Consider the following 25,518-nt stretch of genomic DNA (forward strand, 5'->3'; position numbering starts at 1 on the left):
TTTATTTAAGTCTTTCTCCGTGCCTCCGTGTCTCCGTGGCAAAAAAACATTTCGTAACTTTACCAGAAAGAGAGTGCTAAGCCAGGAAGCAAAGCACCTCAGTTCGGGCTAATCGCAGGCGGCCGGTCGCTGGAGCCGGAATTGGCCGGAGGCGGTGGTGGCGGAAGCTGGGCAGCAGGCACTTCCGTCTGTTCTGCTTCCACGGTTTCTGCTTCAGTTTCTGTGGTTTGAGTCTGTGCCAGCTGTTCAGCATCAGTAGCTGCCTGGTTAATAGCAGCCTGCATTGCTGCATCACCTTCAGTGGCTGCCAAGGCTGCACTGACAATCGTTGCACTTTGGCCAGGAGCCTGGGAAATGGCAACAGCAACAATCTGCGCTGCCTGCTCCGGAAAGGCTTTAATCGCCGCAGAAATCAGTGAAGCCAACAGTTCCGGCTGACCTTGCAGTTTGACAGCCGCCGCAGAAATCACCGCTTCAATGGATTGGGTACCGCTTTGCATCGCTTTGGTCAATGCCTGTTCAGCTGGCATGGTGACCAGGTCCTGCGCCAGATCCGCCTGGGCGGTGCCTGCGAGGGCAGCCATCGCCAGCGCAGTGGAGGCAAGTATGAGTCTTGGTTTCATCGTTGTTCCTTTAATGTGTTGCAGTAACCCCATTCTGAATGTCCGTTATCACTAACAGCCATCCGAAAATCAATGACGGCCAGCTTTTCAGAAGAGTGGTCCACTTAGGAACTGTCCTGAAATAACGTCCCCCATTTCCGATATTCGGGAAAGAAAAACCTTGCCACGGAGACACGGAGAAAAGCTTTTCCTCTGTGTCTCCGTGCCTCCGTGGCAACAAGTGGAAGTTATTCAGGGACAGTTCCTTAACTCTCTGCGCCTTTTTATACAGCAACTATTGCACTCATATATATAGGTAGAGACAGTGGTGGAAATTATATTGACCCATCGCCTACAATACAAACCCTTAAAAAAGTCAATTGGCGTCTATCAATTAATCCCTGCCACCCGTAGAATGCATAGGTTTATGGGATCGATGTCACATTTTCCCTATTCATCTTCCAGCCACGGTAACAGATCCATGCCTGGTAAGCACAGCCAGTTTGAGGTAGAGAGTTAAAATGAGGGAGTTTAATCAGCTTGGCCTGGCCATCGTGCTGGCCGGTTATGGCATGAGCGCGGTGGCTGCCGTAGAAGACGCAGGTCATATTAACCTGGGCCCGGTAGAGATGACACCGATGGCCAGCGCCGGTATCGGCTATGACGATAATGTTTACCGTGAAGGCGAAGGTGATCTGGCGGATAAGGGATCCACAGTTTATAAGCTGAATGCCGAAGCTGAGTTCAAAGCTCAAACCGGCCTCAGCACCTACGCAGCAACCCTGGCAGCCCGAAATACCAGCTACTCCAGTCAGTCAGACGCGAACTTTACCGATGTTGGCGTTAAGGGTGATATCCACCAGGAATTTAACAGCCGTAACCGGTTAGATGCCAAATTTGACGTTGGCCGTTATCACGATGCCGGTTCTACCGTAAATGGTGATATTGATAAAGCTGCCCCGGAATACGACAAAACCCAGGGCAGCCTGAAATATGGCTTTGGTTCCCTTGAGGCGCTGATGCGTGCTGACCTGTTCGGCAGCTACGACAAGAAAAACTACAATGCCGGTGGCCAAGACAGAAAAACCACCGAGTATGGTGCCACTGGCTACTACCAGTTTATGCCCAAAACCAGTGCCCTGGTAGAAATCAAGGAACGCAAGCTGGACTATACGCAACAGCAAAATGCCGCATACGATATCACCAGTTACCTGCTGGGTCTGAACTGGGAAGCCACCGCCAAAAGCAACGGTTATGCCAAGCTGGGTCGCCGTTACCGTGATGCCACCGGCACTGACCGCCAGGGTTATACCGGTTGGGAAGTGGGCGTAAGCTACCTGCCAGTGGATTACTCCTTAATTCAGCTGAGTACCACCCGTGACTACGGCCTGGAATCAGACAACCCGGCTGAAGCAGACTTTACCCAGGGCACCACAACCCGTCTGACCTGGCAACATCAGTGGACCGGTAAAATCAGTACCCGTGCCAACTACAGCTACTCAGATGAAGAAGTACAGGGCAGCAGCGGCATCACCAAAAAAGACAGAACCGTAAACCAGCTGGGTCTGGCGGTAGACTGGAACGTAAAACGCAACATCAAAGTCTCGGCTTCCTGGCAGCACACCAACCGTGATGAAGCCGACAAGAACGGCTTTACCGATGCGGAAGACTATAAGAGAAACTACTACATGCTCTCTGGTACCCTTGCGCTGTAAAGATTTAAGCTTTGCACCACAAAGGCACAAAGACACAAAGGTTTTTTTTGGTTGTTCTCACGCTTCGCGTGGAACAAACCAATCTTTTTCTTCCTTTGTGTCTTTGTGCGACCGCCATGGATGGCGGAAGTGCCGGTGTTGTCGGGAACATTCACCGGCCCTTTGTGGTTCAACCAGTCTTTTAGCAAAGTTGGTGAACAAAAGCAGGCTGGTGTAATATCCCGCCTGCTTTTCTATTCAGGACTTCTTTTCACCCATCTCCTCAGTCAATCCCCATCCCTTTCAGGAGATTTCAGTCGGGTTTATACAATGATCTCTGAACGATACTTACTCAACCCTGCACGGCGACTGACGACTATAACCGGTCTACTGCTACTAATGGTCTTTAGCTCCACGCTGCTGGCCGCTGAGCCCATGAGCCTGTCCCGCTACAAACTGGGCGCAGGGGATAAAATCATGATCTCCGTCTACGGAGAAGAGGGAATGGAAAAAGAATTGATCTTGACGGATGCGGGCAGCATTTCTTACCCCTTCCTGGGTGAGTTCCGCGCCAAGGGCCTGACTCTGGGCGAGCTGGAAAAGTTGATTACCGAAAAATTGAAAGACGGCTATTACATCGACCCACGGGTCAGCGTCACCATGATGGAGTATCGCAAATTCTTTGTCTCTGGCGAGGTCAAGGAGCCGGGCGGCTTTGCCTTTGAGCCGGGCCTGACCCTGGAAAAAGCCGTAGCACTGGCAGGTGGCTTTACCCAGCGAGCCTCCAAAAAAGGAATCACCGTCACCCGTGAGGAAAACGGCAAAGCGGTAGAACGAACTCTGTCCTTAAATGACTCGGTTCTGCCTGGCGACATAATCACCGTCAGCGAGAGCTTCTTTTAATTTTTTTTGAACCACAAAGGCACAAAGACACAAAGAAGAGCAAGAGACTGGTAAGAGCAAAGCTCTTACAAAAAAAGCTTTTCCTTTGTGTCTTTGTGCCTTTGTGGTGAAAATCTTTTCCCCCGCCCCCCATAATTTGAACCGCTATGAACACAGAAACCAGACAGGCATCATCGCCACCCGCAGCCCCGGCCAAAACAAGGCTGCCCCAGGACGAAGAGATTATCGACCTTCGCCAGATCTTCCATGTGCTCAACAGCCATCGCTGGGCCATTATCGGTTTTACCGCAGCAGTTACTCTTGTGGCCATTCTTGTGGTGTTCTCCATGACACCCATCTACCAGGCCACCGCCACCCTGCAAATCGAGCAGGAACAGGCCAAAGTGCTCTCCATTGAAGAGGTCTATGGCATTGATGGTGGTACCGACAGCTATCTCAACACTCAGTTTGAGGTGCTGAAATCCCGTGGCGTGCTGGAAAAGGTAGTCAACAAACTTGATCTGCTGAACAACCCGGAGTTCAACGGCCGCCTGAAAGAAGCTCCCTGGTACGCAGGCATGCTGGACTGGCGCAGCTGGTTCGGCCTGAAGGAGCCGGAAGCACCGGAAGATCCGGGCATGATCATGCGCGATACCATCAATACACTGGCGGCCAGTGTCTCCATTGAGCCGGTGCGCAAAACCCAGATCGTAAAAATCCATGCCCAGTCCGAGAACCCGCAGCTGGCGGCAAAAATCGCCAACGCCATTGCCAATGCCTATATCGAATCCTATATGGAGTCGAAACTGGCCCTGACCCTGAACGCCACCGACTGGATGCAGGGCCGTATGGGTGAACTCTCCGAAAAACTGAAAGTAGCGGAAGAAGAGCTACAGGATTACCGGGAACAGGAAAACCTGATCGAACTGGAAGGGGTACTCAATGCCTCCAGTGATGAACTGAAAGCCCTGACCAATGCCCTCGTGCAGGTGCGCAGCAAGCTTGCAGTTTCTGAGAATATCTATAAACAGATCCGTTCCGGGGCAATGCGCAAAGGTGATAGCCAGTCCCTGCAAGCGGTACTTAAACATCCTTTAATCCAAAACCTGAAGCAGGAAGAATCGAAAGTGGAGAGACTGGTTACGGATCTCTCCCGGCGTTACGGCCCTAAACACCCGCAAATGATCTCGGCAAAGTCCGAGCTGGAAAGCATCCGTCAGAATATGAATCTGCAGATTGGTAATATTGTCGCAGGGGTAGAGCGGGAATACGAAATCGACAAGGCCAATGAGCGCAGCCTCTCTGCCGCAGTAGATGAGCTGAAGCAGCGCATCCAGATAACTAACCGCAAAGAGTTCCGCCTGCGTGCTTTGGAGCGTGAGGTTCAGACTAATAAAGACCTGTACGATGCCTTCTTCAAACGGATTCAGGAAACCTCGGCTACCAGCGATCTGCAAACCGCCAACGCCCGCATAGTGGATAAAGCCTTTACGCCAAAAACCCCAGTCAAACCCAAGAAAAAGCTGATTGTTGCCGTGGCCATGCTGATGGGCTTGCTGATCTCCTGCGGAATCGCCTTCCTGCTGGAGATGCTCAACAATACCATCCGCACCACCCGGGATGTGGAAGAAAAACTCAATCTTCCGGTACTTGGAGTATTACCCAAACTAACCGACAAAACGGTGCTGGACCATGTGTTCAACCTGTTTACCGATAAACAGCAGGCTGCCTTTGGCGAAGCGGTGCGCACCATCCGAACCAGTGTCAACCTGACCGCCATGGATCAGCAGCACCGGCTGTTTGCGGTTACCTCCACAGTACCCGGTGAGGGCAAATCCTCCGTAGCCTCCAACCTGGCGCTTTCTCTGGGACAACTGGGCAAAACCCTGCTGATCGACTGCGACCTGCGCCGCCCGGTGGTAGGTAAAAACTTCCATATAAAAGGTGGTTCAGTGGGTCTGGCAAACTTATTAGCCGGTACGGCCAATGTCAACGAGGCGGTTCACAAGCTGGAAGGCATTGATGCCATCCCCTGTGGTATGGTGCCACCCAATCCACAAGAACTGCTCTCTACGGAACGGTTTGCCGCCTTGCTGAAAAAACTACGGGAGCATTACGACTACGTGGTGCTGGACTGCCCGCCGGTACAGAACGTCAGCGATGTGTTGATGGTCTCCCGCCATTGTGACGGCTTAGTCTACGTGGTTGAAGCAGGCCGTATGCAGTCTAATGCAGTAAGTGCCGCCGTAGGTCGGCTGCTTCAGGCCAGGGCATCAGTTACCGGAGCGGTGCTGAACAAGATCAACCCCAAAGCCAAAGATACCTATGGCTATAACCAGGGGTATTACGATTCTACCGGTTACTATTCCGGAGCTTCCTGAGGCTTTCAGCGCTACCCGCCGCCCGCTTCCCGCTACCCGAAAAAGATAAAAGACTAATGCTTTTACGGGAGGCGGACAGCGGGCGGCGGAAAGCGAGCTTATATTCTGAAACTCAAAACCAGCGCCTAAATATAATAACATTGTCTAATAATCAAACAGTGCCTCAATCACTGGTTACATCCGAAAAAATCACCGATTAAAAATAATCAGATGCCCTGCAGGGCATAAGTAGCGATACTTTCGTAAAAACAGACAGCTACGGAAAATGCCGCAAGCTACAGTAATTCTTCGGATGATGTGTCGGCTTAACCCGGCTTGCATTATAGTTTTATCGTCGTAGAATAAATCGCCGTTATCTACAGGCCATACGCTGGCCCAGTCTTATTTTCTACTCCTGCTGCTCTATATACCGTCCATTGGTTTAAAAGACCGATGAGGCTTTTGATTTAGCGTGAATTTGGTTTTAAGCATCAACTCACTAAAAACCGAAGGCATGGCAGTTACACTACAGCCTGAACCCTGGTCGTTTCGATAAGAGCCTGAATCGGTGGGCGGTAGCGTGGGGGGGGGGGGGCTCCACTTAGGAATTCTCCCGGAATAACTTCATCATTTTATTGAGCCCGGGAAAATACCGCCGGCCGCTCCCCGCAAAAGCACAAGTGGTTCCAGCTTTTCGGGAAGCGGGTAGCGACTGTAGAAATGTCGAAGTTATTTCAGGACAGCTCCTTACCATGAAGAGATCAAGTATTCACTTCCTCTCCACGGACTAAACAAAAGCCGCAGTAGTAAAAAACTCAGTGCCTTTGTGCGACCACCATGGATGGTGGAAGTGTCGATTATGCACGCCAGCATGAATGCAGGTGGTAGAGTAACGCATGGAGCAGTTATCGAAGAGCAATCATAGACCCTTCGTGGCAAAACAATCTTCCTCGTCTGGTTTGACTCCAATGATTAAAATTGCAATAGCCGGAACCGGCTATGTCGGTTTGTCCAATGCCATGCTGTTGGCACAGCACAATGAAGTGATTGCTCTAGATATTCTCCCTGAAAAAGTGGATATGCTGAACGATCGGCTATCACCCATTGCGGATGAAGATATTGAACGATTTCTGAAAAACGAGAAGCTACACTTTCGGGCGACCCTGGATAAACAGGAAGCATTTACAGGGGCTGATTATGTCATTATCGCCACCCCTACGGATTACGACCCGCAAACCAACTACTTCAATACCAAAAGTGTTGAATCGGTGGTTAGTGATGTGATGGCCATCAACCCTGATGCCGTAATGGTCATTAAATCCACGGTGCCGGTAGGCTTCACCCGGCAGTTAAAAGAAGAGACCGGCAGCAACAACATCATCTTTTCTCCGGAATTCCTGAGAGAAGGTAAAGCTCTGCACGATAACCTCTACCCTTCCCGGATTATCATCGGGGAACAGTCCGGGCGGGCAAAAAAAATAGCCGAGCTGTTTGTTCAGGGCGCGGAGCAAAAAGATACCCCGGTTCTGTTCACCGACAGCACCGAAGCCGAGGCGGTAAAACTGTTCTCCAATACCTACCTGGCCTTGCGGGTGTCCTACTTTAACGAGCTGGACACCTACTGCGAAACCCACGGTATTGACTCACGGCAAATCATCGAAGGCGTTGGGCTGGACCCACGTATCGGCAGCCACTACAACAACCCCAGCTTCGGTTATGGTGGCTACTGCCTGCCAAAAGATACCAGGCAGTTGCTGGCTAATTATCAGGATGTTCCCAATAACCTGATCAAAGCCATTGTGGATTCCAACACCACCAGAAAAGATTTTATAGCCGACTCCATTCTACGGCGTAACCCTGAAGTAGTCGGTGTTTATCGACTGGTGATGAAATCCGGCTCAGATAACTTCCGTGCATCAGCCATACAGGGGGTGATGAAACGGATAAAAGCCAAAGGGGTTAAAGTTGTCGTTTATGAACCGGTGCTTACTGAAGATGAGTTCTTTCATTCACAGGTGATCAATGACCTGGAAGCGTTTAAAGCGGTGAGCGATGTGATTATTGCCAACCGTAAAGAGCCTGCATTGGAAGATGTCGCAGGTAAAGTCTATACCCGTGATTTATTTGGGGTGGATTCATAGTTGATTGGATAAACTTTCAGTCGGGATTGGGCTAAATGTAGCATTTCATTTATAGACGACAATGAGCATGCATGATGAAAGCCCTGACCCCGGTTCGCCGGTTCGCGTTCGCGTGACCCGGTTCGCGAGCTTGTCGAAGGGGCGTGCCACCGAACTTCGACAAGCTTGTCCAGTCAGGCAATGAAAATAGGGAAGTTATTACCAGTCAATTCCTAACTTGCTAAGATTAAAAGCTCATACATCTCTATGTAAAAGCCACCATGCCGAATAACAACGACGATATTCGCTGGATACAGCGATTTGATAACTACCAGCGTGCCCTTGCAGCTTTGCAGGAAGCCGTGGAGCTTTCACAGCAACGCTCCCTGTCGAAACTGGAGCAGCAGGGATTGATACAAGGCTTTGAATTTACCCATGAGTTGGCCTGGAAAACACTGAAAGACTTTCTGGATTACCGGGGAGTTAGCGGCGTAATGGGGTCAAGAGATGCCGCAAGGGTAGCCTTCAGGGAAGGGCTGGTGGTTGATGGTGAACTCTGGATGGAAATGATAAAAAGTCGCAACCTCACATCACATACTTACGTGGAAGCCGTGGCTAACGACATTGCTGAAAAAATTCTGGAACAATATTTTTCTGCTTTCTGCGAGCTAAAAGTAACGCTGACAAACTGGCTGGATGATAGCAACTGATGGCCAACCGATTTGGACTAAAGGAACAAACCATAACCGCTATTCAACAGGTTATGGCTGATTTTCCACAAGTTGATCGAGTCATCATTTATGGGTCGAGAGCCAAAGGCACCTATAAACCAGGCTCAGATATCGATCTGACCTTATTACCGTCCAAAGAGGCAACACTGGACTTAACCATCCTGCTCAAGATTGAAGAAACACTTGAAGAGTTGCTGTTGCCTTACCATTTTGATCTATCCATTTTGGCAACCATTGACAACCCCAACCTGCTGGATCATATCAAACGGGTTGGTCAGGTATTTTATCAGCGCTCTGATCCAGAATAAGCAGCTGGCCTTGGGGCACAAGCGGAAGCGCGGGTCTGGTCTTTCATTGTGCGAATATCTTTACTTATCACTTAAACGACAAATGATGTGCATAATGAAAGACCTGACCCTGTTCTTTTGCTATCCCGTCATCCTTGAAAGGGGCTCAAGAACGAGGGTAACGGTTATTGAAATAGACTGCGCCGCTGGCAAAAAAGGGTGGCCGGATGTTACCGGAATGGGTGGCCGAATGTTTCCGGAATACCCAGCCAGAGCAAAGAAGACAATACAAATAGATATGTTAGAGTAGATATAGAAACGACTACTGGCTGAGGCAACCCATGAGACCATCGGCAGCATTAAAAAAATACCGGGCAAAGATCAAAGCCGTTATAAAAGAACATAAAGCGGCTAATGCCCGGGTATTTGGTTCTGTATTGAATGAAACCGACACCGAAACCAGTGACCTGGACATACTGATTGACCCGGGTCAGGACATGACCCTGTTTGATATCGGAGCGATCCGTCACAAACTCAAGCAGTTAACTGGTGTAGAAGTCGACATCCTGACTCCTGGCTCACTTTCAGACACGATCAGAGATGAAGTCCTTTCGCAGGCAAAGCCCATATGAAAGGGAAAAATGCACTGAGGCTAGTGGAATATCTTTCTCACATCGTTGAGGCAGTGGGGCGAATACAAGCGTACATCGCTGATTTGAAGAGTGAACAAGAATTTTACGAAAACACGCTTGTTCAGGATGCAGTCATCCGAAACCTTGAAATTATTGGTGAAGCCAGCAACAACGTTGATAAACACTTTCCTCAGTTTGTGAAAGATCACAAAGAAGTACCTTTTATTTATGCCTATGAAATGAGAAATGCCCTTACTCATGGCTACTTTAAAGTTGACCTTCCCATTGTCTGGCAAACCATTCAGAATGATTTGCCTGCATTAGCAAGCAGTGTTCAGAAATTAATTGAATCAATTGAATAAATGAGAGTGAGCACCTGTTGTGGAATCGCTCATTTTTGATAATACACGACGATAAATGTGCATAATGAAAGACCTGACCCTGTTCTTTATCGCAGCTAAGCGCAGCCATTCTTTCACGTTGTTTTTTTGTTCATTGGTACCACTTTTATATTTATTCAGAAATTGAAAAAGTAGTCCATCAGGTCGGAAATGTACGATGAAAGACCTGACCCCCGGTTTTTTTCCGTTTTTTGTGTGTGAACTTGAATATGTATCCAAATGGATACATAATTCCTTAATGTACTTGCTCAAGACCACTGACCACTTCGAGAAGTGGCTGCACAAACTTAAAGACAAGCAGGGCAAGGCTCGAATCCTGGCCTCTCTTAAATTGCTGGAGCAGGGACACATCGGGGACTGGAAATCAGTTGGAGGCAAAGTGTCAGAACTTCGGGTGCACTACGGGGCAGGCTATAGGATCTACTTTGCCAGGCAAGAGGATGTCATCATCGTATTACTCAATGGTGGTGACAAGGCCAGCCAGTCCAGAGACATTGAAAAAGCAAAAGCCATTTTAAAAAATCTGGAGGCATGACATGAGCAGGAAGCTAAAGACCTTTGATGCATCAGAGTATCTTGACGACAGTGAAACTATTGCAGAGTACTTGAATGCAGTCATCGAAACGGGTGACCAAGCTTTGCTCTTATCGGCTATTGGTGATATCGCCAAGGCAACAGGGATGCAGAAGATAGCCAATGACTCAGGCCTCGGTCGGGAAAGTTTATACAAAGCCCTGGCACCAGGTGCGAAACCAAGATTTGATACAGTGTTCAAAATTCTTCAGGCCCTGGGAGTGAGTTTGAAAATCAGCCCTCAGCATTAGTGATATTCTGGTATCGAACTGTACAAAGTATAATAAGGGTGTTGGGTTACATTGTGCATAATGAATGACCTGACCCCGATTTTTGGTTTTCCTTTCTTGACAGAGCACAGCAGGGGTATTACCTAAAGTAATACCTGTGTGCTTATTGCGAGAAAGCCAGCATGTCTACCAGCTCAATAACCAGCAAGGGGCAAGTAACCATACCCAACGCCTTGCGGTCGAAGTTCCACCTACACCCCGGTGACAAGGTACTATTTGAAGAAAAAGACGGTGTAATCACCCTCACTCCCATGAATAACGACATTGAAGCGCTGGCAGGTTGTCTTGCCAGCGACACCAATGGCAAACAAGGAACACTGGAAGATATGGAACAGGCCATCAAAGCAGGTGCGATGGCTTCCTGGCAAAACGGAGAGGATAATGATATTGACATGTGCCAAAGCCTTCCACAACAAAGTTGAGTAGACTGTCGCCTGTTTCAGGAGGGCGGCAGTTTATGAGTAGAATTGATGGACGCAAGCTAAGCCACACAGTTCGCGAGTCTATTCGCATGGAGGCTATTCAAAAGTGGTTGGATGGTGCTTCTGTCAAAAAAATTTCAGAGATATACAGTACAGATCACACCTGCGTATATGACTGGATCAACCGTTATAAAGAAGGTGGGTTTGAGGCATTAAAAACCAGGCCATTTGGTGGCAGGCCTCCCAAATTGTCGGATCTGCAAAGGGCAGAGCTTGCTGAGATACTTCTGATCAAGAATCCTACCGACTTCGGATTCTACAAGGCAATGTGGACTCGTAACATTGTTGCCGACATCATCAAAAGTGAGTTTGGTATCACCATGCATCCAGCGGCTGTTGGCAAGATGCTCAAGAGAATGGGCTTTTCTCCTCAGCGCCCGGTACGCAAGGCATGGCAACAGTGTAAAAAAAAGTCCATGACTGGCTGACAACTCGTTACCCTGTTCTTCGTACAATTGCAGAAGAAAATAATGCGCTTATCTACTTTGCTGATGAAAGCAGCGCACGTTCTGACTACCACAGCGGCACAACTTGGGGAAAGAAAGGCCGAACACCTGTCGTAGAAGCAACAGGGGCGCGGTTCGGTATCAACCTGATTTCTGCTGTCAGTGGTGAAGGCACCATGCGCTACATGACCATCAATGGTCGGTTTAATGCTGATCAGTTTATTCGTTTCCTGAAACAGCTGGTGCGCACTCATGACCGGCCGGTACTGGTGGTTGCTGACGGGCACTCTGCCCATAAGGCGAAAAAGGTTCTCAAATATCTGCAGCAAGAACCCCGTTTATTGGGCATCCATATCTTGCCCGCTTATTCACCAGAGCTGAATCCCGATGAATACGTCTGGAGCTATTTGAAATCAGGTCACATGGGAAGACTGATACTGCGAACCAAGGAAGCCTTTTTGAATGCAGTTAAAAAAGGACTCAGGTCACTCCAGAAACAACCAGATAAAATCCTAGGCTTTTTCAGGGCTGAAGATACCGCCTATGCCTGTCTACAAAGATTTGGGTAGCATGGGCGCATATCAATAATGGACGGTATTGATACCAATGTCCTTGTTCGCTACCTTGTCAAAGACGATTTGAAGCAACATCAGCAAGCTCTGGCTTTATTGAAAGCCCTGCCAAAATTTACCTCAGCCCCATCGTACTGGTAGAAACCGTTTGGGTGCTCAGTCACTTCTATAAAGTCAATGCAGAAAAACAATGTCAGAAACTTCGGGAGCTTCTCTGTCTACAGTGCATTATGACCGATAATCGTCAGGCGGTATTAAATGCCATCGTCGATTATACCAATGGCTATGATTTTGCGGATGCAATGATAGGCCATCACAACAACCTCAGGAAATGCAAAACAACCTGGACTTTTGATAAAAAAGCAGCGCGGCTGAAACAATTTACACGGTTGGAAAACTTTCCCTTGCAATGCGGGGCGGACCATATATGACCCCGGTTTTTCGACCCTGGTTTTTTCATAATTTCTTCATACTATTCTTTAACAAGCATGATGGGCAGTAATTTCATTAACAAAGTAAATGAAAAACATTAATGAAAAGAAATGTAATCTTATCAGTAATTGACCAAGGTGGGCTTAGTGCCTTTAATTTTTCTGTAAATGTCATCTTAATTAGAGTTCTTACTCCAGAAAATTATGGATTATATAGTTTGTTGTTTGCTCTTGGTTTAACAGCAACATCTATTCAGAATGCCCTTATAAATACGCCACTTTCTGTCAGGTGGTCACGAAGTAACTATATTGAAAAAATAAAGTTGGAAAGTTCATTGTCTCTAGTAAATACATTTTTTTTAATAATTGTGTTTATTTTATCATTACTATTATCTAGCTATTTATCAGAAGATAATACATTAACTGTTGCAATTGCTTTATATATAACATCAGTACCTGCTAGAGAATTTATTAAAAGTCGTTTTTTTAGCAAAGTATTGGTTCAACAGGTTATTAACCTTGATGTCATCTTTGTCTTGTTATCAGCTCTTCTCATTTTTTTAAGTTACTTTTTATATGGAACAGTCAATCTTATTTCTGCATTGATGAGTATAGCCGTTGCTGGTTATACAAGTGCATTTTACGGTAAAGCCAGTCTGAAAATGAAAGTGGATGGTCAAATAAGAACAAATGATTTATTAAAGGAATATGTAACTATCTGGCAAGAGTCACGCTGGTCTCTAGTAGGCGTTGTAACTACAGAACTACAAAATAGAGGATATATATTTATCGTTAGCCTTTTCTTTGGTAATGCGACATTGGCATTATTACAAGCAGGGAGAGTAATCTATGGTCCACTCAACCTACTGACCGCCGCATGGGGAAAGGTATCAACTCCATATTTATCAGGCTTGTTTTTTAATAGCCAACTGCGTGCTTTTCAAAAGTATCTACTGATAGCTGGTTCTGGCTTTATTCTATTCAACCTGATTTTTGGAATCATTTTATATACAGCGTGGCCTTACCTAGAACCATTGATCTATGGTGGAAAGTATTCTGATATAGCAATAGTGGTTTTTCTTTGGGCGGTAGTAACAGTATTAATACAAGTGAGAAGCACTGGAAGTGTCGGTGTTCAGGCTATGAATTGTTTTAAGCCATTGGCTTTTGCGACAATCTATGGGTCATTAGTGAGCGGTATTGTATTGTTATCGGTGTGTTTGATTAACCAACCAATATGGGCAATATTCTCATTATTATCAGGTGAAATGATTGCACTATTTTACATTGTTATTGTGATTAAAAAATACATTAACGAACAGAGTGATGAAAAATTAATTAAAGGTGAAAATAGCTAGCAACTATGAAAATATCCGTTTGTCTATGCACTTATAAAAGAGCATTTCTGAGAAATACTCTTGAAAGCCTGGCCTGCCAAATACTACCAGTTGATACAACACTTGAAGTGATTGTCGTCGATAATGATCAGGAAAAAACAGCAGAAAAAATTATTGATGATATAAGTAGAGATTACCCCTTTGATATCAAATATTTCAGTGAGCCTGAAAAAAACATAGCAACAGCAAGAAATAAAAGCATTGAAATGGCAACAGGTGAATGGCTTGCGTTTATTGATGATGATGAAGAAGCTGATTCAAACTGGATAAGCCAGTTACTAAATACGGCAAAGAAATATCAGGCTGATTTTGTTCAGGGACCAGTAATACCTATATACCCGAAATCAACACCCACCTGGATCAAAGAAGGTGATTATTTTGGAAGACGTAACTTGGTCACAGGTACAGAAATTGATTGTGGAGCTGCAGGTAATGGCTTGCTATATTCCCAATGGGTAAAAGATGGCTTACGCTTCAATAAGGAGTTTGGCTTGACGGGGGGGGGGAAGACGGTGATTTTTTTATCCGTTTATATAAAAAAGGAGGGCGATTGATATGGTCTAATGAGGCAAATGTTTTAGAAACTGTAGAGAATAACAGACTGAATGAAAAGTATCTAACAAAAAGAGCTTTGCGGATAGGTGAGACGTTTATAAAGGTCAGGAAACCTTATATGAAATTAAAAGAAAAACTTGCCTTTTTTTTAATCACCTTGCTTAAGTTGTTCTTATTTTCTGTATTAGCAGTTTTACTTTTACCAACGGGGAAAGCGAACTATTTCAAGTACTATTTAAAGTTGGTTGACTGTTTTGGAAAAATAAGGTCCTCCCTGTCAATAGAACCCGTTGAAATATATCGAATCAAAAGCCATGATGACTGATTTTGAAGAAGATAGACGCTATTTTTTTAATAAAAATACATGGCCATTAATTTTTGTAATCCTCTTTGTGTGTGATTTTTTTTCACCAGAATGGTCACCAAGGCAAACCCTTATGTCTATTGATATAGACACACAAAAAATAACCCAGAGTGGAGGTTCAATCACTAAGCAATTATTTTGGTCATTATTACTTATATATTTATTTTATGAAGTATTACGTGATAAAAAGCAGAGTGTTATAAATATTGTATATACTAACTGGTATTTATCACCACTTTTAGTTCTTTGTGTAATTTCATTTTTTTGGTCAGACTTTCCGGCAGCTACTATTAAAAGAAGCGTGCTTCAGATTATGATTTTTCTAGTAGTTTGTCTGGCTGTGTATCGCACTAAAAATATAGATATCTTTGAGAAAACACTTTATATATCCGGCTTGGCAATTTTATTTTTGGAGCTAACCACTATTATCATCATGCCAAGCTTTGCATTTTCACCTGATGGTGCATTAGCTGGAATTCATTCACATAAAAATGTGTTGGGGTATATTTCAGCTATATTCTTTGTCATTTCCTTGCATACTGTACATAAATATAGAAAAAAAGACGGTATCTTTTTTATCAGGAAAGTGGCAGCCATTGTTTCTTTGCTGTGGCTTATAGTACTGCTCTTATCAAAGTCAAAAACATCAATTGCTATTACACTTTTTTTTGGCTTAACTTATGCGTTTTTAGGCATGAAATATCTCAAGTATTTTTCATATTTCATGCTCATCTTATTGTCTTTTTTTGTTATTTATATAGCCGCTGGCTACATATTTTCATTTGACCCTCTGCAAACTTTTACCATCGCTCTGGATCGTGTCGATTTAACAGGGAGGGGAATATATGGCAGCTTCTCGTTTTTGCTGCTTTACAAAAACCAGTTTTAGGTTTTGGTTATGGGGCTTACTGGGGAACAGGAGAAATTCCTGATATATTGAATATTAAATACAGCTTTATGCAGTTTCTCAATCAAGCTCATAATGGCTATTTGGACGTAATTCTTCAGCTTGGTATAACTGGATTTATAACTTTAATTGCATTTTTCATGTTTAGCGTGAAAAAATTTCATTTAAATCCAACTTTAATTCCAATATTTTCACTAGTAACTCTATTCATCCAAAACTGTACAGAGTCTACAGTACTAGTTGACCAGAATTTTCTTTGGGTATTTTTTTTAATTAACTTTTCTGCGGTCAATATTTTCTATGACAAGAACATCAATCCTTCATATTCATGCTGACTATCCGGATAATAGTGGCTATAATTCAACCCCAGCTGTAAAGAATCTTATTAAGCTTGCTAGCGAATATAAACATTATGTTTTTGCAATTCATCGCACCAATATACCAAACAGAATCAAAATAATAAAAAAAGACGAAAACCTTTTCAGTCTTTTTTATTTTGGTTTTCCTTTAGGGTCTTTTCTGAAATACAGTGCTTATTATTTAGCAAAAAAAATTGCATGTGAAGTTCGTAGTAATAATATTGAAATATCATTAATTCATTCACATAAAATAACATGCGAAGGGTCAGTTGGTTTTTATTTGTCAAAAATGCTAAATAAGCCTTTGATTTGCACGGTGCAAGGTGGGACGGATAGTCGATTTTTAAAGTATGGAGTTGGCAATGGTTCTTTATATGAGGAGGTAGTTTATCACTCTAAAAAGATTTTATTTATGAGTGTATGGGCAAAAAAGAATTTTGAAAAGTTACCGACTTATGATGAAAATAAAACTTTTGATTTTCCAATTCCCTGCGTAAACAAAGTGCTACAAGTTGCAAAGCCAAAAAAACAAAAAGAAGGCGATCACCTAAAGCTAGTATGCGTAGCGTTAAATCAATATAAATTGAAAGGTATTATACCACTAATATATGCTTTGACGACCAAGGAGCTGAGGTTAAAAATGACTTTAGATATCATTGGAATGTCTGACCCAGTAGAAATAAACGCCATCAATAAAGCAATTACTAAATGCAATCTAATGAAAAGAGTGAAATTACTAGGCCGAGTGAAACATGATAAATTATTAGAGATGTACACGAACTACGATGCGTTCGTATTACCGAGTGCGCCAGAATCGTTTGGAATGGTTTATGTTGAGGCATTATTTGCAGGATTGCCAATTCTATTTCACAAGAATACTGGCATTGATGGTTATTTAGATGGACTTGAGGTTGGCATTGGCATTGAGAATAAAAGTGCTACTGAAATTAGCAATGCATTAAATCACATGGGTGATAATATAAACAACTTTAAAAATAATGTATTTAAAGCTATAAAAAATGGTAAATTAGCTCATTTGACTAATGATCATATTATTGAAACATATCGTAATGTAGTGGAAGAAACAATTGGTTTAAACCATGAATAGGAAAATACTTGTTATAGCTTCTGCAGGAGGGCATTTAACACAAGCTCTTTGTGCAACAGCCCTCTGTGATGAAATCGTTCTTGTTACTAATAAAAAAAATATAAGTAATGTGAGAATACGTAGAATTTATAAGATATTCGATACTCAAAAGAACCCGATAATTCATTTTATTAATATATTTTTTGCAATAATCGTTTTGTTGCGTGAAAGGCCTAAGTCTGTTTTTAGTACTGGTGGGCCGATTTGTCTCCCTTTTGCTCTTCTCTGTAAATTATTTAGAATCCGTTTTGTATATCTTGATACCTTATCCAGGGTTGTAGAGTTGTCTAATTCTGGCAAGCTGATCTACCGCTTTAAACTATATAATTGTTTTATTTGCCAATGGAAAGACGTGGCTCAACAATACGAAGGCATTGAATATTATGGCACAACCTTTGATCTTAGTGACCATGGGGAGTAATGGTTATCCGTTTCAACGACTGGTGGATTATTTAAGAAATGAACCGCTATACAATAGTAATGATTGTCGTTGGTACATTCAAACTGGTGGATTTGATATACAAGAAAAACCGTTTGTTGGTACAGTAGTTGATCTAATCAGTCGAACTGAAATGGAAGATCTTGTAAAACAAAGTCATCTTGTTATTAGTCACTGTGGTATTGGTAGTCTTAACATGCTTCTACAATATCGTAAGCGGGTCATTTTTGTACCAAGAGTAGCGCAATACGGAGAGTTTTCAGATGACCATCAGTTACAGATAGCGAATGAAATTCATAACAAAAAAATGGATGTTGTTTTCCCTGGAGATATGTTTCCGACTATTGATAAAAACAAACTAACAAGTGAGCATTTATATCAAGAACCTATTGACATTACAAACTATTCATTATCTAAAATAATTAAAAAGAAATTATTCGAAACTGACATTTGAGACTGGGATGTAACTTTGAATTTTAGACAAGATATTAATGGATTACGAGCCATCGCTGTATTGTCTGTAGTCCTCTTTCATTTTAATGAAAATTGGCTTCCAGGTGGCTTTGCTGGTGTTGACATCTTCTTTGTCATTTCTGGTTATTTAATGACAGGTATTATTTTTAATGGTATAGAGAAAAAGACATTTTCATTGATATTGTTTTATATGGCCAGGGCTCGAAGAATTATACCTTCATTAGCCGTGCTATGTGCTTTTCTACTAATCTTTGGTTGGATGTTTTTAACACCACTGGATTTCAAGCCGCTTAGTAAACATGCTGCAAGCAGTTTAGGTTTTATTTCTAATATAATTTACTCACTAGAAACTGATGGTTACTTTGATGCTGCGTCAAAGTACAAGTGGCTACTGCACACATGGTCATTATCGGTCGAATGGCAATTTTATGTTATATATCCAGTAGTAATCTTGATCCTAAACCGCTTTGTCGGTTTGAAGAATACTAAGTTTGTATTAACGGTTCTCGCACTGTTTGGTTTCATATATTCTCTGTATGTTTCTTTTAATTTCCCTGAACAGGCTTATTATCTTTTGCCTGCACGTGCATGGGAAATGATGTTGGGTGGAATGGTTTATTTGTACCCATCTGATATGAGCAATAGGTCAAGGTATGCTCTGGAAAAAGTTGGTCTATTTTTTGTTCTTGCCTCACTTTTTATATTTTCAGAAACAGATGTATGGCCAGGTTATTTTTCATTATTACCTACCATCGGTATAGCTATTATTATTTTTTCCAATAGGGATGACTCTTATGCAACGAATAATAAAGTATTCCAGAGTATAGGAAGCGCGTCGTACTCTATTTATTTATGGCATTGGCCAATTGTTGTCGCTTTAAATTATTTTTCTTTGAATGATATTGCCTCTGTTGCTATTGGTATAATTACTACATTCTTTGCTGGTTATCTTTCCTACTATTTTATAGAAAAAAGATTTGTCTTTAAATTCTATGGGCTTTCTGCAAAAACAATTTTTCTTTATCCTCCATTACTAATGGTTATTACTATTGGAGCAGCAGGATCTTATATTTTTATTAACAACGGAGTGCCCGAAAGATTAAATAACCCTTCGCTTGTTAATATTGCACGGTCTCCAAAAGCTTTTGAATGCAATGGCAAGATTGAAAACCCTTGCAAATATTTTGGTGAAGATACAAAGTGGGCAACACTCGGTAACAGCCACTCCATTGAAATCGCTTATGCATTGGCTAGTAAATTAAAAGAAACCGGTACCGGATTAAAACAATTTAGCCTTTCAGCCTGTGATATAGCATATAAGCGAACAATAAATAATGCTTGTGTAAACTGGACTGATGCTGTTGCGGAGAAAATTATCACTGATGATAATATCAAAAATGTAGTTATTGGTTATCGCTATACTTCTAGCCTTTTTGGTGACAATATTTCAAGTTATCCTAATTTGCCTGATCAGCAACCAGCACTAGGTGAAGGTTTAACCAAAGTTGAAGGCCGAGCGAAACTAATGGAATCACTGACCCTTTTGATTAAAGATCTTGCTGATACTAAAGAAAAGGTATTTGTTATCATGCCAATACCTGAGCTTCCAGAAGATATAAATAAAGTGGCTTTCAGGGAAAATATTTTCGGAAATAAGATTGAAAGTATTATTGGAACAAGTCGGGAATATTATTTAATAAGAAATAAATTACCTAGAAATACATTATTAAATACTAAATTTCCGGACAATGTGTACTTGATTGATCCATTAGAATATTTTTGTGATGAAAAAAGCTGTTATTCATTTCGATATGGTGTACCGCTTTACCTTGATGATGATCACCCATCATTGAAAGGTGCCGATTTATTGGTTAGTAATATTCTATCGTTTATAAAATAAATCATATTATATAGAAGCTTCTGATTATCTGGCACTTTTACAGGTTGTCTGATAAAAAACCATAGTAAATTACAGAAGTAATCGGTAAGTGCCGATGTATCTTTCCCCATAGTAAAATGCTGCACCTAGTTAACCTGTTTTTAAGGGTTAACTGGATGCAGGTTTAGCATCATTTTCCCTATTAACAGACATTGATCATGAATTAGGGGTGAAAACTGCTTAGTCAACCTGCGTAAGAGCTGATTAAGTTTTCCCTTGCTAATTTTCTTACTAAAATACCTTCAAGGTTACTTCGCTAATTAAAAAATTCTAACTAAAAAGTATTCACCATGATTATCATGGCAGTGATTTATTATGAAAACTAGCAATGCTTTGAATACTTAAACAAATGGCCGGAAAGATATTTTCCTATAGTTTGTGTGTTTCTATAATTTATCATTTTACATTTAACTTAATTATGAGAAAGAATTATTCATGAAGGTGGCAATTGTACATGACTGGCTTGTGACCTATGCTGGTGCAGAAAAAGTCCTTGAGCAAATAATCAACCTTTTTCCAAGTGCGGACTTATACACCCTCGTCGATTTTTTATCTGATGATAGTCGTGGTTTTATTCATAATAAGCAAACTAAAACAACGTTTATCCAAAATTTACCAAGAGCATCGAAGAACTATAGAAATTACTTCCCGTTATTTCCGTATGCCATAGAGCAGTTTGATTTAAGTGGTTATGATCTTATCATATCCAGTAGCCATTGTGCTGCTAAAGGAGTTTTAATAGGTCCTGATCAATTACATATTTGTTACTGTCACTCACCGGTTAGGTATGCATGGGACTTACAACATCAATACTTGGCTGAGTCAGGTTATAAGAAAGGGATAAAGGGGGGGGATAGTCAAATATTTACTTCACAGGTTTCGAATCTGGGATAATAGAACCGCAAATGGTGTTGACTATTTTATTGCAAACTCTAATTATATTGGGAGACGAATTAAAAAAGTTTACGGCAGGTCGTCAACTACAATTTACCCCAATGTTGCTATTGAAGACTTTAAACTAAGCAGCACTAAGGATACTTATTACTTAACCTGTTCAAGAATGGTTCCATATAAAAAAAATGATCTTATTGTTAAAGCATTTTCAAAAATGCCAGATAAGAAGCTAATTGTTATTGGTGACGGGCCTGATTTTGACAAAGTAAAGAAAGCTTCACCTTCAAATGTCCAGTTGTTAGGACACCAACCATTTAATATATTAAAAGATAAAATGCAAAATGCACGTGCTTTTGTATACGCAGCAGAGGAAGATTTTGGAATTGTTCCTGTAGAAGCTCAAGCATGCGGTACACCGGTTATAGCCTATGCAAAAGGTGGATTGAAAGAGACTGTTATTGATGGGAAAACAGGGGTTTTCTTCAATGAACAATCAGTATCACCTCTATGCGAAGCTATTGAAAAATTTGAAAACACTTCCTTATTAGCCCCTGCTGAAATTCGTAGACATGCCATTCAATTTTCTACAGAAAGATTTAAACATGAGTTTTATGAATTTGTTATGGCTAAATGGGCAGAGCATCAGTCAATACTAAACGGTACCAGTAACAAGTGATTATACCTGTCATAATGTCCGGCGGCTCCGGCAGCCGCCTCTGGCCCCAGTCCCGTTCTCTTTATCCTAAACAGTTTCTGCCCCTGGTTAATGAAGATACGATGTTGCAGAACACCATCTCCCGCATGGATGGTTTGGGTTCTGTATCTGCACCGTTGGTGATTGCCAATGAAGAGCATCGTTTCCTAGTGGCAGAGCAAATCCGCCAGATTGGGCGGCAGGCTTCAGCCATTATTCTTGAACCGGTCGGTAAAAACACGGCACCCGCATTGGCTCTGGCGGCCCTGAAAGCTCAATCCCTGTCTGAAGAAAAAGACCCATTACTCCTGGTATTGGCAGCTGACCATGTGATTCAGAATGTTCAGGCATTTCATCAGGCTATTGAAGCGGCATTACCGGCAGCAAGAGATGGCAAGCTGGTGACTTTCGGTATTGTGCCTACTTATGCGGAAACGGGCTATGGATATATAAAAGCTTTGAACCACAAAGGCACAAAGGCACAAAGTTTTTCTTCTGATAAGCAAAAAGAGACCTTTGTGCCTTCGTGTCTTTGTGGTGAAAAAATAATGCCTGTTGAGCAGTTTGTTGAGAAGCCAGATCTGGAAACGGCCCAAGGCTATCTAGCTTCCGGTGACTATTACTGGAACTCCGGCATGTTCCTGTTTAAAGCCTCCCGCTATCTGGAAGAGCTGAACAAATTCCGCCCCGATATTCTGCAAGCCTGTGAAAAGGCCATGGCGGTTGAAAGCGCGGACCTGGATTTTGTCCGGCTGGATGAAGCGGCCTTTCATGCCTGCCCGGATGAATCTATCGATTATGCCGTGATGGAAAAAACCGCAGACTCCGTTGTGGTGCCTCTTGATGCGGGTTGGTCTGATGTGGGCTCCTGGACATCGTTGGCAGATATCTGTGAAAAGGATGAGTCTGGCAACGCTTTCCAGGGTGACGTTCTGTTGCATGATACCCGCAATACCTATGTACGCAGTGAAAAGAAGCTGATTGCCACCGTGGGTGTTGATGATCTGATCATCACCGATAGCGATGACGCCATTCTAGTGGCCCATAAAGATCGGGTGCAGGATGTTAAAAAGATCGTTGAACGGCTAAAGGTAGCAAACCGGTCTGAAGCTAAATTACACCGGAAGGTTTATCGCCCATGGGGTGCTTATGACTCCATTGATATGGGCGACCGATTCCAGGTTAAGCGAATTACCGTGAAACCCGGTGCCCAACTCTCTTTGCAGATGCACCATCACCGTGCCGAGCACTGGATTGTGGTCAAAGGCACCGCCCTGGTCACCAATGGCGATCAGGAAATTCTGCTGACTGAAAACCAGTCTACCTATATCCCCATTGGCGTGGTGCATCGATTGGAAAATCCCGGCAAGTTTGATCTTGAATTGATCGAGGTACAGAGCGGGGGGTATCTGGGGAAGATGATATTGTCCGGTTTGAAGATACTTACGGCCGAACTTGAGTGGTGAGTGAATGTCGCTGAAAAGAACGCTTCCCGCTTCCCGCTGCCCGCCTCCCGCTACCCTAAAAAGCAAAGCTTTTATCTTTTACGGGCAGCGGGAGGCGTTCCTTAACATTAACTCTTCACCCATAACTAATGGTATAAACTACGGTGTTCACCCCATAATAATTCACTCAACAAGATTTCCATGATGCCAGTAATATCAAGCTTTTTTGGGATTTATATCAGGATGTACCACGCTGATCATGCCCCACCGCATATTCATGCCGAGTATCAGGGGCATGAGGCCCTGGTAGAAATATCCACAGGCCATATTCTGGAAGGTGGTTTACCCAAAAAAGCAGCAAAGCTTGTGGGCGACTGGTGTTTTTCACATCAAGCTGAGCTGGCAGACAACTGGCAAAGGGCAATGGACCTTCAACCACTTGAGCGTATAGCAGGAGCTGACAATGATTAAAATCGTTCAGGCTGTTTATCAGGCAGGGGTGGAAATAAAGCTTCATTTTTCTGATGGCAGCTTTGGTGTTATGGATTTCAGCGAAATGCTGTCACATAAAACCAGCCTTACCCGGGCTTTGGATGATGCCGCTTTTTTCCAACGTTTCTTTATCGAACTAGGGGCGCTTTGCTGGCCTAATGGCCTGGAGTTCAGTGCAGGTAGCCTTTATAAAAGACTGGAAGAGTCCGGTAAGCTGGTTAAGCCTGCTGCTTAGTAAAAAACCGGGGTCATTTCAGGACAGTTCCTAAACACCCTCCCAAGGGTTCAGTAACTTTACTCCGGTGTGCTTAAAATCATCAATGTTCCGGGTGACTACGGTCAATTGATGAGTGATGGCAGTGGCAGCAATCATTGCGTCCCGTTCGGATTTGGGGTCAGGAATGTGTAGCTGGGCACAGGCAAGGGCAATGGTGGTATCCAGCGGTAAAATACGGCCTTCAAAGGCAGGTAGCATTTTCTGGTTCAGCCATTGCCGGAGTATCGCCCCCTGCTTCGGGTCCTTCCTCTGCTTTAATAAAATACCCATTTCTATTTCCAGAATGGTTATGGCGGATAGGTAAAGTTCGTTAGGTGTCACTGTTCTGGCCCAATTACCAACAGAAGCGTTGCCTTTACCAGTACTGCACTTTCTTAATTCTGAAACAACATTTGTGTCAAGCAGGTACATTAAGAGAAGTCTCCAGGCTTGAGGATGTTGTCTTTTAAAGGCTCAACCTCTAAATCAATATCTTCTGCGTCAGGCATTGCCAGCAGGTCAATGATATTGGCCGAGTTGCGGGTGATCTCTTTGTAGTGATCGATATTCAACAATACGTGGGTGATATTGCCTCTGTCGGTGATAAATACCGGGTGCTCAAGTGCTGATCGCTTGGCTTCGGTGACATTCTGGTTGAATGTGCGTGATGTAAGGGTTGTTCTACTCACTGTTCTTTCTCCTATTTTATATCTATGTAGTAATGTAGCTACATTCGTGTGATTGTTAAAGTTTCATATGACAGTTATTTCAGGACAGTGTTGCTTCATCCATCAGTTTGTTGAGGCTGATATTCCTGGATTTGGCCAGTTGCTTCAGGCGCTCGTGGTCTTTTTTGCTCATGGCTGTTTCGGTCAGTCTAATGGTGAGTACGCTCATTGTCTGATGTCCCTGCCCGGAGCTTCTGGCTCAGGCACAATCTGAACCTGTAGTGAAACCTTCAGGTTTTCACGTAGTGCGGAAAATATGCCAGCCAGATTATCCATACTGGGGTTTCCATTGCCTGATAACATTCGATGCAGGCTTTTGCTGGATTTTTGGGTAGTATTCGCCAGCTGTTCGAAACCGACAGTGGCATTTACAAGATCCCTTAATATCATTCGGGCTGCATCGGGTTCACCGTTAAGGAACAGGGTTGCGGCTTCGTCCAGCAGGGCACAGGCAAAATCCGGGTCACGTTCTGCCCTGGCCTGTATGGTCTGTTTGAAATCCCGTGTCAATGGCATAACAATGTTCTTCCTGGTTTTTGGCTTATACCTGCATTAAAGCCGGTTTGTTTTTCTGGTCTGATAATCGGACCAACGCTCTTTTGCCCGGGCGATATCTCTGCGTTGCGTTGATTTATCACCACCGCCCAGCAACAGGATGATCTTTTCGCCATCTCGAGCCAGGTAAATTCGTAGTCCGGGCCCCCAGTGAATCCGATACTCACCAAGGCCATCAAACCATTTGATGGCGGAGATATTACCCAGCTCCATCCTGACTTTCGCGGTTGCAACTTTGGCTGCGGCCTGCACAGGTAGTTGGTCAAACCACCGCTGGTAAGGACTTTTACCGTCTTTTTGCAGGTATTCAAGCACGGTCATCTTCATATTCATGGTAACTTATATGTTACTTTTGGCAAGCTGCATTTAT

General features: G+C 43.3%; 33 protein-coding genes and 1 pseudogene. 28 read left to right on the plus strand and 6 right to left on the minus strand.

Annotated features, from left to right (window positions below):
* Positions 1-98: 98 nt before the first annotated feature.
* Positions 99-623, minus strand: a complete 525-nt coding sequence (locus O3276_RS14170) for a hypothetical protein (RefSeq protein WP_269671935.1) — start codon at positions 621-623, stop codon at positions 99-101.
* 500 nt (positions 624-1,123) lie between these two features.
* On the opposite strand from O3276_RS14170, the gene O3276_RS14175 reads away from it, so the two are divergent.
* The 28 genes and pseudogenes from O3276_RS14175 to O3276_RS14305 all read left to right on the plus strand — a co-directional run bounded on the left by O3276_RS14175 (position 1,124) and on the right by O3276_RS14305 (position 23,844).
* The gene (locus O3276_RS14175; protein ID WP_269671936.1) at positions 1,124-2,317 is read left to right on the plus strand and encodes a hypothetical protein; all 1,194 of its coding nucleotides are present in this window, start codon (positions 1,124-1,126) and stop codon (positions 2,315-2,317) included.
* 51 nt (positions 2,318-2,368) lie between these two features.
* Positions 2,369-3,199 carry a polysaccharide biosynthesis/export family protein gene (locus O3276_RS14180; protein WP_269671937.1) on the plus strand — a complete coding sequence of 277 codons (831 nt, stop codon included), beginning with the start codon at positions 2,369-2,371 and terminating at the stop codon, positions 3,197-3,199.
* Between the two features lie 146 nt (positions 3,200-3,345).
* Positions 3,346-5,559 carry a GumC family protein gene (locus tag O3276_RS14185; RefSeq protein WP_269671938.1) on the plus strand — a complete coding sequence of 738 codons (2,214 nt, stop codon included), beginning with the start codon at positions 3,346-3,348 and terminating at the stop codon, positions 5,557-5,559.
* Between the two features lie 950 nt (positions 5,560-6,509).
* Positions 6,510-7,679: a nucleotide sugar dehydrogenase gene (locus O3276_RS14190; protein WP_269675990.1), complete on the plus strand. Its 1,170-nt coding sequence runs from the start codon at positions 6,510-6,512 to the stop codon at positions 7,677-7,679.
* Between the two features lie 260 nt (positions 7,680-7,939).
* Positions 7,940-8,368, plus strand: a complete 429-nt coding sequence (locus O3276_RS14195; protein ID WP_269671939.1) for a nucleotidyltransferase substrate binding protein — start codon at positions 7,940-7,942, stop codon at positions 8,366-8,368.
* Positions 8,368-8,697, plus strand: coding sequence for a nucleotidyltransferase domain-containing protein (locus tag O3276_RS14200; RefSeq protein ID WP_269671940.1), 330 nt, complete (start codon positions 8,368-8,370; stop codon positions 8,695-8,697). The genes O3276_RS14195 and O3276_RS14200 overlap by 1 nt, the downstream gene beginning before the upstream one ends.
* A 320-nt stretch (positions 8,698-9,017) precedes the next feature.
* Positions 9,018-9,308 (plus strand): nucleotidyltransferase family protein, encoded by a 291-nt coding sequence (locus O3276_RS14205; RefSeq protein ID WP_269671941.1) that lies wholly within the window; start codon positions 9,018-9,020, stop codon positions 9,306-9,308.
* Positions 9,305-9,670, plus strand: coding sequence for a HepT-like ribonuclease domain-containing protein (locus O3276_RS14210; protein WP_269671942.1), 366 nt, complete (start codon positions 9,305-9,307; stop codon positions 9,668-9,670). The genes O3276_RS14205 and O3276_RS14210 overlap by 4 nt, the downstream gene beginning before the upstream one ends.
* A gap of 196 nt (positions 9,671-9,866) precedes the next feature.
* Positions 9,867-10,244 (plus strand): type II toxin-antitoxin system RelE/ParE family toxin, encoded by a 378-nt coding sequence (locus O3276_RS14215; RefSeq protein WP_269671943.1) that lies wholly within the window; start codon positions 9,867-9,869, stop codon positions 10,242-10,244.
* Between the two features lies 1 nt (position 10,245).
* Complete coding sequence (locus O3276_RS14220) at positions 10,246-10,533, plus strand: addiction module antidote protein (RefSeq protein ID WP_269671944.1); 288 nt, start codon at positions 10,246-10,248, stop codon at positions 10,531-10,533.
* 161 nt (positions 10,534-10,694) lie between these two features.
* On the plus strand, positions 10,695-10,994 hold the full coding sequence (locus tag O3276_RS14225) for an AbrB/MazE/SpoVT family DNA-binding domain-containing protein (RefSeq protein ID WP_269671945.1): 300 nt from the start codon (positions 10,695-10,697) through the stop codon (positions 10,992-10,994).
* A gap of 35 nt (positions 10,995-11,029) precedes the next feature.
* Positions 11,030-11,482 (plus strand): helix-turn-helix domain-containing protein, encoded by a 453-nt coding sequence (locus tag O3276_RS14230; protein ID WP_269671946.1) that lies wholly within the window; start codon positions 11,030-11,032, stop codon positions 11,480-11,482.
* A gap of 26 nt (positions 11,483-11,508) precedes the next feature.
* A complete protein-coding gene (locus O3276_RS14235) occupies positions 11,509-12,069 on the plus strand; it encodes an IS630 family transposase (RefSeq protein WP_269675991.1) in 561 nt (186 codons plus the stop codon).
* An 18-nt stretch (positions 12,070-12,087) separates the two neighbouring features.
* Complete coding sequence (locus tag O3276_RS14240) at positions 12,088-12,213, plus strand: PIN domain-containing protein (RefSeq protein ID WP_269671947.1); 126 nt, start codon at positions 12,088-12,090, stop codon at positions 12,211-12,213.
* 89 nt (positions 12,214-12,302) lie between these two features.
* On the plus strand, positions 12,303-12,503 hold the full coding sequence (locus O3276_RS14245; protein WP_332328114.1) for a hypothetical protein: 201 nt from the start codon (positions 12,303-12,305) through the stop codon (positions 12,501-12,503).
* Positions 12,504-12,604: 101 nt separating this feature from the next.
* Complete coding sequence (locus tag O3276_RS14250; protein ID WP_269671948.1) at positions 12,605-13,861, plus strand: lipopolysaccharide biosynthesis protein; 1,257 nt, start codon at positions 12,605-12,607, stop codon at positions 13,859-13,861.
* A gap of 5 nt (positions 13,862-13,866) precedes the next feature.
* Positions 13,867-14,454 carry a glycosyltransferase family 2 protein gene (locus O3276_RS14255; protein ID WP_269671949.1) on the plus strand — a complete coding sequence of 196 codons (588 nt, stop codon included), beginning with the start codon at positions 13,867-13,869 and terminating at the stop codon, positions 14,452-14,454.
* A gap of 291 nt (positions 14,455-14,745) precedes the next feature.
* A complete protein-coding gene (locus O3276_RS14260) occupies positions 14,746-15,708 on the plus strand; it encodes a hypothetical protein (RefSeq protein WP_269671950.1) in 963 nt (320 codons plus the stop codon).
* Complete coding sequence (locus O3276_RS25790; RefSeq protein ID WP_442876602.1) at positions 15,663-16,061, plus strand: O-antigen ligase family protein; 399 nt, start codon at positions 15,663-15,665, stop codon at positions 16,059-16,061. Before O3276_RS14260 ends, O3276_RS25790 begins: the two co-directional genes overlap by 46 nt.
* Entirely contained in the window at positions 16,027-17,193 is a 1,167-nt protein-coding gene (locus tag O3276_RS14265; RefSeq protein ID WP_269671951.1) for a glycosyltransferase family 4 protein, read from the plus strand. Before O3276_RS25790 ends, O3276_RS14265 begins: the two co-directional genes overlap by 35 nt.
* A complete protein-coding gene (locus tag O3276_RS14270; protein ID WP_269671952.1) occupies positions 17,186-17,653 on the plus strand; it encodes a glycosyltransferase family protein in 468 nt (155 codons plus the stop codon). The genes O3276_RS14265 and O3276_RS14270 overlap by 8 nt, the downstream gene beginning before the upstream one ends.
* Complete coding sequence (locus tag O3276_RS14275) at positions 17,616-18,125, plus strand: glycosyltransferase (protein WP_269671953.1); 510 nt, start codon at positions 17,616-17,618, stop codon at positions 18,123-18,125. The genes O3276_RS14270 and O3276_RS14275 overlap by 38 nt, the downstream gene beginning before the upstream one ends.
* 15 nt (positions 18,126-18,140) lie before the next feature.
* Positions 18,141-20,045: an acyltransferase family protein gene (locus tag O3276_RS14280; RefSeq protein WP_269671954.1), complete on the plus strand. Its 1,905-nt coding sequence runs from the start codon at positions 18,141-18,143 to the stop codon at positions 20,043-20,045.
* Between the two features lie 474 nt (positions 20,046-20,519).
* Positions 20,520-20,978: a glycosyltransferase family protein gene (locus tag O3276_RS14285; RefSeq protein ID WP_269671955.1), complete on the plus strand. Its 459-nt coding sequence runs from the start codon at positions 20,520-20,522 to the stop codon at positions 20,976-20,978.
* A gap of 166 nt (positions 20,979-21,144) precedes the next feature.
* Positions 21,145-21,654 (plus strand): glycosyltransferase, encoded by a 510-nt coding sequence (locus O3276_RS14290; RefSeq protein WP_269671956.1) that lies wholly within the window; start codon positions 21,145-21,147, stop codon positions 21,652-21,654.
* Positions 21,654-23,131 (plus strand): annotated as a pseudogene (locus O3276_RS14295) (mannose-1-phosphate guanylyltransferase/mannose-6-phosphate isomerase). Before O3276_RS14290 ends, O3276_RS14295 begins: the two are co-directional and overlap by 1 nt.
* 190 nt (positions 23,132-23,321) lie before the next feature.
* Positions 23,322-23,588, plus strand: a complete 267-nt coding sequence (locus O3276_RS14300; protein ID WP_269675993.1) for a DUF4160 domain-containing protein — start codon at positions 23,322-23,324, stop codon at positions 23,586-23,588.
* Entirely contained in the window at positions 23,581-23,844 is a 264-nt protein-coding gene (locus O3276_RS14305; protein WP_269671957.1) for a DUF2442 domain-containing protein, read from the plus strand. Before O3276_RS14300 ends, O3276_RS14305 begins: the two co-directional genes overlap by 8 nt.
* A gap of 30 nt (positions 23,845-23,874) precedes the next feature.
* Here the strand turns inward: O3276_RS14305 and O3276_RS14310 are convergent, their stop codons facing one another.
* The 5 genes from O3276_RS14310 to O3276_RS14330 form a co-directional block, all read right to left on the minus strand.
* Positions 23,875-24,297 (minus strand): type II toxin-antitoxin system VapC family toxin, encoded by a 423-nt coding sequence (locus O3276_RS14310; RefSeq protein WP_269671958.1) that lies wholly within the window; start codon positions 24,295-24,297, stop codon positions 23,875-23,877.
* Complete coding sequence (locus tag O3276_RS14315) at positions 24,297-24,554, minus strand: type II toxin-antitoxin system Phd/YefM family antitoxin (RefSeq protein WP_269671959.1); 258 nt, start codon at positions 24,552-24,554, stop codon at positions 24,297-24,299. Before O3276_RS14315 ends, O3276_RS14310 begins: the two co-directional genes overlap by 1 nt.
* Before the next feature lie 79 nt (positions 24,555-24,633).
* A complete protein-coding gene (locus O3276_RS14320) occupies positions 24,634-24,762 on the minus strand; it encodes a hypothetical protein (protein ID WP_269671960.1) in 129 nt (42 codons plus the stop codon).
* Positions 24,759-25,109: a helix-turn-helix domain-containing transcriptional regulator gene (locus O3276_RS14325; RefSeq protein ID WP_269671961.1), complete on the minus strand. Its 351-nt coding sequence runs from the start codon at positions 25,107-25,109 to the stop codon at positions 24,759-24,761. Before O3276_RS14325 ends, O3276_RS14320 begins: the two co-directional genes overlap by 4 nt.
* Before the next feature lie 36 nt (positions 25,110-25,145).
* Positions 25,146-25,469: a type II toxin-antitoxin system RelE/ParE family toxin gene (locus O3276_RS14330; RefSeq protein ID WP_269671962.1), complete on the minus strand. Its 324-nt coding sequence runs from the start codon at positions 25,467-25,469 to the stop codon at positions 25,146-25,148.
* Between the last annotated feature and the right edge of the window lie 49 nt (positions 25,470-25,518).

Origin of the sequence: Endozoicomonas sp. GU-1, assembly GCF_027366395.1 — a bacterium.
Classification (GTDB): domain Bacteria; phylum Pseudomonadota; class Gammaproteobacteria; order Pseudomonadales; family Endozoicomonadaceae; genus Endozoicomonas.